General features: G+C 31.5%; 7 protein-coding genes. All 7 read right to left on the minus strand.

Annotation, left to right across the window (positions count from 1 at the left end; translation table 11 throughout):
- Positions 1 to 233 precede the first annotated feature (233 nt).
- The 7 genes from ACFQ0I_RS15845 to ACFQ0I_RS15875 all read right to left on the minus strand — a co-directional run bounded on the left by ACFQ0I_RS15845 (position 234) and on the right by ACFQ0I_RS15875 (position 4,931).
- The gene (locus tag ACFQ0I_RS15845) at positions 234 to 938 is read right to left on the minus strand and encodes a hypothetical protein (protein WP_379943938.1); all 705 of its coding nucleotides are present in this window, start codon (positions 936 to 938) and stop codon (positions 234 to 236) included.
- Positions 939 to 1,102: 164 nt separating this feature from the next.
- Positions 1,103 to 1,669 carry a hypothetical protein gene (locus ACFQ0I_RS15850; protein ID WP_146221546.1) on the minus strand — a complete coding sequence of 189 codons (567 nt, stop codon included), beginning with the start codon at positions 1,667 to 1,669 and terminating at the stop codon, positions 1,103 to 1,105.
- Positions 1,670 to 1,935: 266 nt separating this feature from the next.
- Complete coding sequence (locus ACFQ0I_RS15855) at positions 1,936 to 2,358, minus strand: hypothetical protein (RefSeq protein WP_379943939.1); 423 nt, start codon at positions 2,356 to 2,358, stop codon at positions 1,936 to 1,938.
- 157 nt (positions 2,359 to 2,515) lie between these two features.
- Entirely contained in the window at positions 2,516 to 2,845 is a 330-nt protein-coding gene (locus tag ACFQ0I_RS15860; RefSeq protein ID WP_379943940.1) for a hypothetical protein, read from the minus strand.
- Positions 2,846 to 2,847: 2 nt separating this feature from the next.
- The gene (locus ACFQ0I_RS15865) at positions 2,848 to 4,134 is read right to left on the minus strand and encodes a DUF6973 domain-containing protein (RefSeq protein ID WP_379943941.1); all 1,287 of its coding nucleotides are present in this window, start codon (positions 4,132 to 4,134) and stop codon (positions 2,848 to 2,850) included.
- 191 nt (positions 4,135 to 4,325) lie between these two features.
- Positions 4,326 to 4,691, minus strand: coding sequence for a hypothetical protein (locus ACFQ0I_RS15870; protein ID WP_379943942.1), 366 nt, complete (start codon positions 4,689 to 4,691; stop codon positions 4,326 to 4,328).
- Between the two features lie 6 nt (positions 4,692 to 4,697).
- A complete protein-coding gene (locus ACFQ0I_RS15875) occupies positions 4,698 to 4,931 on the minus strand; it encodes a hypothetical protein (RefSeq protein WP_379943943.1) in 234 nt (77 codons plus the stop codon).
- Between the last annotated feature and the right edge of the window lie 884 nt (positions 4,932 to 5,815).

Consider the following 5,815-nt stretch of genomic DNA (forward strand, 5'->3'; position numbering starts at 1 on the left):
ATAGTTCCAAGAACTAACCATAAAATTCCAAAAATTAAATAATACCTAAAGCGTTTTTTTTTAAATCGTATATTCATTTTTTGTCAACTGTTTGGTAACGGTCTCGTATAACCGTCAGTTACGGGATTAAAGTTAATAATTTTCGGTTAAGCACTGACGTTAGCAATTCCGAGTGGATTCGGACGTAGTCGAATCCGCCGTAATTGCGGTTATACATTGTTGTAAGCAGTTTTTTATCTGTAATAATAAAACCAACTGCTTTCGTAATTTTCGTCAAAATTTTGTTTTGAGTCAATTCCAATTTTAAATTCATCTCTTTTCCAATAATCAAATTCGTCATATTCTTTTAGCAACTCAAAATATCTTTTTTCCAGTTCTTTAAAGAAGTCCGATTTGCTAATTTTCTCCTTTTGTTCATCATTGAAAACAAATAAAGTCGCGCTTCCAAAACATCTTGATAATGTCCAAACGTTGTTATTATTTAGTTTAGCTAATAGTTCTTTTATATTAGGTTCTGGAATCAGTCCATTCGCTTCTTCTTTCGCTAATGGTTCAAATGCCGAAGCCGAAACGAAAACATCGTTTAATTTTGGTTTAAGTTTTTTTGTTAGTCCAAGAATAGTTTTTCCATTCGGGATTTCTAAAGTTCTGCAAATCTCCAGATACTTTTCTGCAATTTCATTCTGAATTTTTTCATTGTAATTAGCCCACCGTTCATCACTTTCTTTGAATTTGACTTCGTCATTTTCGGTTTCGACTGCAATTCCGATTCTAATTCGGTTGTCGTGGGTCATTATTTCGTGAGTAATGTTTAAGACATTTACCTCGTATTTTTCTGAAATCCAATTAGCAAGCTCCAAAAAGTTGGAATCGATTCCGTTCTTTTTCTGCTTTATTCGTTTGGCTAATTTGTATTCTTTATCTGATGATGCTACCAAATTTTATCGGTTTTCTTAAATTGCTTACAACGGGCTCGTATAACCGTCAGTTACGGGATTAAAGTTACTAATTTTCGGTTAAGAACTGGCGTTAGCAATTCCGAGTGGATTCGGACGTAGTCGAATCCGCCGTAATTGCGGTTATACATTGTTGTAAAACGTTTTTATTCATTTATTCTTATGTGATTTCCGTTTCGATATTTTATAAACTCAATTCCATTTTGTGTAGAGTAAATTATACTTTCAAATTCGGTTTCAGGATTATTTGATGTCAAGTGAAATACTTGGGTGTAATCAAATCCGTCAATTGAGATGTCGGTTAATTCGAGTTCGAGGTTTTCAGTCTCTAAATCTTGAATTGTATAATATTCTTGACTATCACTGTAGATGAAAAAATCAGTATAGTTGAATTTTCTTTTTGCAATTCTAACGTAATAGATTTTGTCACTATTGCCAAATTCATATGTACATTCACTATACTCAACTAATGATGTAAAACAACTTTCGTCATCTGAAGAGTTTAAGTCAAAACTGTCTGTTACTTTTTCAGATATTATAGCATCAGTTGTCTGTGAATTATTGTCTATAAATTCTATGTTCGTATTATTGTCAAAAGGAATGACATTTTTTTCAAAACTGTTTAATTCAAAACTTTCAAATCCGTCATCGTTGCAACCACAACTAGTAATCATAAAAGAGATAAATAAACTTAGGATTAGCCTTAATTTCATAGGTTTGAGTTAAATGTTTTACAACGTGATTGTATAAGATTAGTTGCTATGGTTATAAACGCAACTTAACAAATACGAACCGAATAGAAAATCCGAAAGGGTTTTCGTAAGTAGGCGAGTACATAGCAATTAATTTTATACGGTGTTGTAATTAGTTTTTATTATGGTTCGTTTAGATATTAATAACGCTTACGATAGAGAGTTTGGTAAATTATATTTATTAGGATTTTGGTCAGATAACGATTATATTTCGGGTAGAAATTATTTTAATTCTCTTTCCGATTTTGAGAAGGAAGTTCACCTCGGTCATAAGCCGAAAGTAAATCCCTCAAAGATTGTTCGTTTTCTGGATAAAGTTTTAAATAAGGTTCTCTATCTACGTAATTCATATCTTTTAAAAAGATAAACAAGTGCGCTAACAATTCGTTGTACTGCTTATAAATTTCAGCAGTCTTTTCGGATAATAATTCACTATTTTTCTTTTCAAGTTCTTTAAACATTTTTTGCGCTTTCAAATTCAATTCAGCGTTATGTGATTCTCTTATAAAATCATTTGATTTTTTCAATTTATCAACATCTATTGATTCTAATAAGATTTTCATTTTGGAATAAAGTCCGTTTTGTATATAAAACGCTATTCCTAAAGCTAATAATAATATTGAGTTTATTGTTTCGTGAGTAATGTTCATAGTTCGGTTAAATTAATTACAACGTTCATGTATATGGAAAGTTGCGTGTTTGAGTGCGAGGATTTTCCGAAGGAAAATCAGAAGCTAATAAACAAAGCAACTCACATTGGTTAAGCTAAAACTAGCAATTTTTTATATACGGTGTTGTGGTTAGTATTTAATTGATTCCATATGTAACATTTATTTGTCCTTTTGTTGCCTTATAAGGATCAAAATTAAATTCAACAGGTAAACTCCCATAGTAATCACCAATTAGTTTATCTTTGAAACTTCCAATGTATTTTCGTTCTGTATTATAGAATTTAATTATGATAGTATCGTTTACATCCCCTTTAATTTCGATACTTGCATTAGAATAACTTCCATTTTCTTTTGGTATTAGTATATCATTAATAGATTTAGAAAAATCATTAATTTGAATTGTATTGTTTTTTTGGTAGCAAGATAATACTAACAACAGTATTAAATAAATTTTTATTTTTTTCATAACTATTGATTTGTAGGAATTATTTGTGAAGAATAGGTTGCTCTGCAATTTAAGTCTTGGTAATTAATATAATGCAATTCACCATTATTTAGTGCTGTTTGGATATCATTGACCAAATCTAAAGAACCTCCAGAAGCAATGTCTCTACCAACTTGGTTATTAAACAAATCCATTTCATTTTCTTTCCAATTATATGAATAAATGGAGGGTTTATTTTCATGTCGTGTTGTTAATAAACTAGTCATGCCTGCACCTAATCTTTGAGTTGACAATGCGTTCCAATAAGCATGTCTAAAAGCGTCTCCTTTTCCATTGTATCTCTCACAGGGGATTGAAAAAAGCTCGTTAGTTTTGTCTATAGCTTGTTTGGCACTCCAAAGGTATTTGAGTTGGTCTGCTCTTGATAAAGTATCAAATAAACTTAATTCATCTTGCGACATTTGATTGCGATAGTCTTGTTCAAATGCTTGAATTATAGCATTATCACCTAGAATATTCTCAGCCTCATGATTATCAGTATTTCCACCACCATGAGGATAGTCATAATGATTATGGTAGGCACCATCTTCTGGGTCGTAAGGCATACCATAATAGTCTCCATTTACGGGAATATATACCCATTCCGTTGTTGCACCATTGTAAGTAGAGTGCGAATAATATAAAGTAGAGCCTCCACCCGAATTTGTATACCAGTCAGTATAATGTTCTGTTCTTACCAATGACCAACAACCTAAGCAGTGTCCGCCACCAATTGGTGGCGCTTTAGCTAAAGTATTTACATTACTGAAGTCTTTAATTGAAATTTCTTCAGTGATTTTTCCTTTACTGTAAACCTTTATTAAAGTGTTATTTCCATCCAAGTTGTAGTGATAAATACTACCTGTAAAATTGTAAATGGAGAAATAGCTTAAATTGTTATTGATGTTTTCTTTGCTAGCTGAAAACTTGATAAGTTCAAAATTCCAATCATTGAGTTCATTTTTTGAAGCCAACAGTTTGTATTTTGCATAATCTTCAATAGAACTCTTTACTTTAAAATTAGTATTGAATTCATATGAGTTAATTTCATTTTCAGTATTTAGATTGGTTTTAAAATTGTCCCAATCAATTTCAAGATTATTTTTAACAAAGACGTCATCAAAGTTTTCTAAAGTAAACTTGTTTTGTAGTTGTTGCGTTTCGGTCAGTTCAATTTCAGCTACATTTTCTTTAGAGCAGCTAATAATGAACAAAGAGATTCCAAATGTTAGAATTCCGATTTTTAGTAAATGTTTGATTTTTTGTTTCATACCGTTTGGTTTAAAAGTTAGTAATTCAGCTTAATGTTTGGTCAATATTAACCACAACGTTTATGTATATGGTTTGTTGCGTGGTTTAGCACGTAATTTAGCAAATAAAAACCGAATAGAAAATCCGCGAGGATTTTCGTAAGTAGGCTAGAACTAGCAATAAATTATATACGGTGTTGTACACCGTTTTTTTATCTCATATAATACAGATAAATCGCAAAATTTATTATTTGAGACATATCTGAATCATCTATTTTTTTATATTTATTCAGGAAATCAACTTTCATTTTTTTATGGTCAAAGTCTGTGAATTCTGCAAATTCCGATTTCGATGGAATATAATATTCTGACTTTTCATAAAGTCTAATCTCTTTGAACAAGTCATTTTTTAGGTTTCTGACATATTCCACTCGTTCTTGGTCATATTTTCCAAGTCCATAATATTTTAATTTCCGTTTTATCTTTTTTTCAGCTTCTTTCAAGTCAGAAAAGTCAAATTCGTACGCTAAATCACTGAAGCAGATATAATCATATGTTTGTTCGCTTGTTTCTGCCATTAAGATTTAGGATTTATAATTTGTTGAATAATACTTTTTCTTTAAGAAACCGTATGTTGGTAAAGTCAGAATTAATAAAATTCCGATAACTTTAGTCAAATCAGTCATTATAAATCTTGCACCTTTCCATTCCATAGTTTCTGTTTTACTGTCTGTAATTTCTATTCCACTATACACAAATAATGAAAATAGAACGATAATTAAAATCAGAAAAGTTAAATTGAAATATGCTTTTTTCATAGTTTCCTCAAATGGTGTACAACGGTACATGTATGGAAAGTGCGAGTTTGTGTGCGAAGATTTTCCGAAGGAAAATCAGAAGCAAGCAAACGAGCAATTGCCATTAGATTAGGCACTAAAGTAAGCATTTTCTATACATTTTGTTAGCGCACGTTTACTTTTTTCTTACTTTTTGTGTTTTTTATTCGCAAAATTATGCCGTGACTAAGTTTCCTTTTTTCGCAACAGTTGCGTTTGCGATATTTAGCGGAGCTTTTTTTTCTTTTATCTAGGTTTAGATTTGCCGTACAGAAAGTCAGTCGTTCACAATCGTTGCATTTAGATTGGCAAAAGTCCGATTTTTAGAGCAAGAGTGAAGTCAGTTGCGCAAGATTTTAAGGATTGTTTTTAAACCACTTTTTTGTGATTTTAGGTTTATAGCGCTGCGTGAAAATGTGCGCTAACGTTTATGTGTATGGAAAGTTGCGTGCTTGTGTGCGAGGATTTTCCGAAGGAAAATCAGAAGCAAGCAAGCAAAGCAACTGACATTGGTTTAGTATAAAACTAGCAATTTTTTATACACGGTGTTGCCATTTCGTTGTTTTTTTTCTTACAATTTTTGGTCAGTCGTAAATCCTTTTTTTGCGTTTCGCTAGTCAGTCCGACGCAACAGTTGCGCATTGCTTTGGTCAGTCCGATGTTTTTTGATTTTTATTCCGCAAACAAGCTAAAAGTCCGATGCGATTTTTATTCCACATTTGAGTGAGAATCCAACGTAATTTTTGATATTCCGCAATATGGTTTTTCTGTTTTTTCTGTCTTAAAATTCGAAAATCAAACTAGGTTTTTTACCAGTACGAGTGCGTTCCGCAATGAATGGCAACGTTTATGTGTATGGAAAGTTG

It is taken from the genome of Mariniflexile aquimaris, from assembly GCF_042676825.1.
In the GTDB taxonomy this organism is placed as follows: domain Bacteria; phylum Bacteroidota; class Bacteroidia; order Flavobacteriales; family Flavobacteriaceae; genus Mariniflexile; species Mariniflexile aquimaris.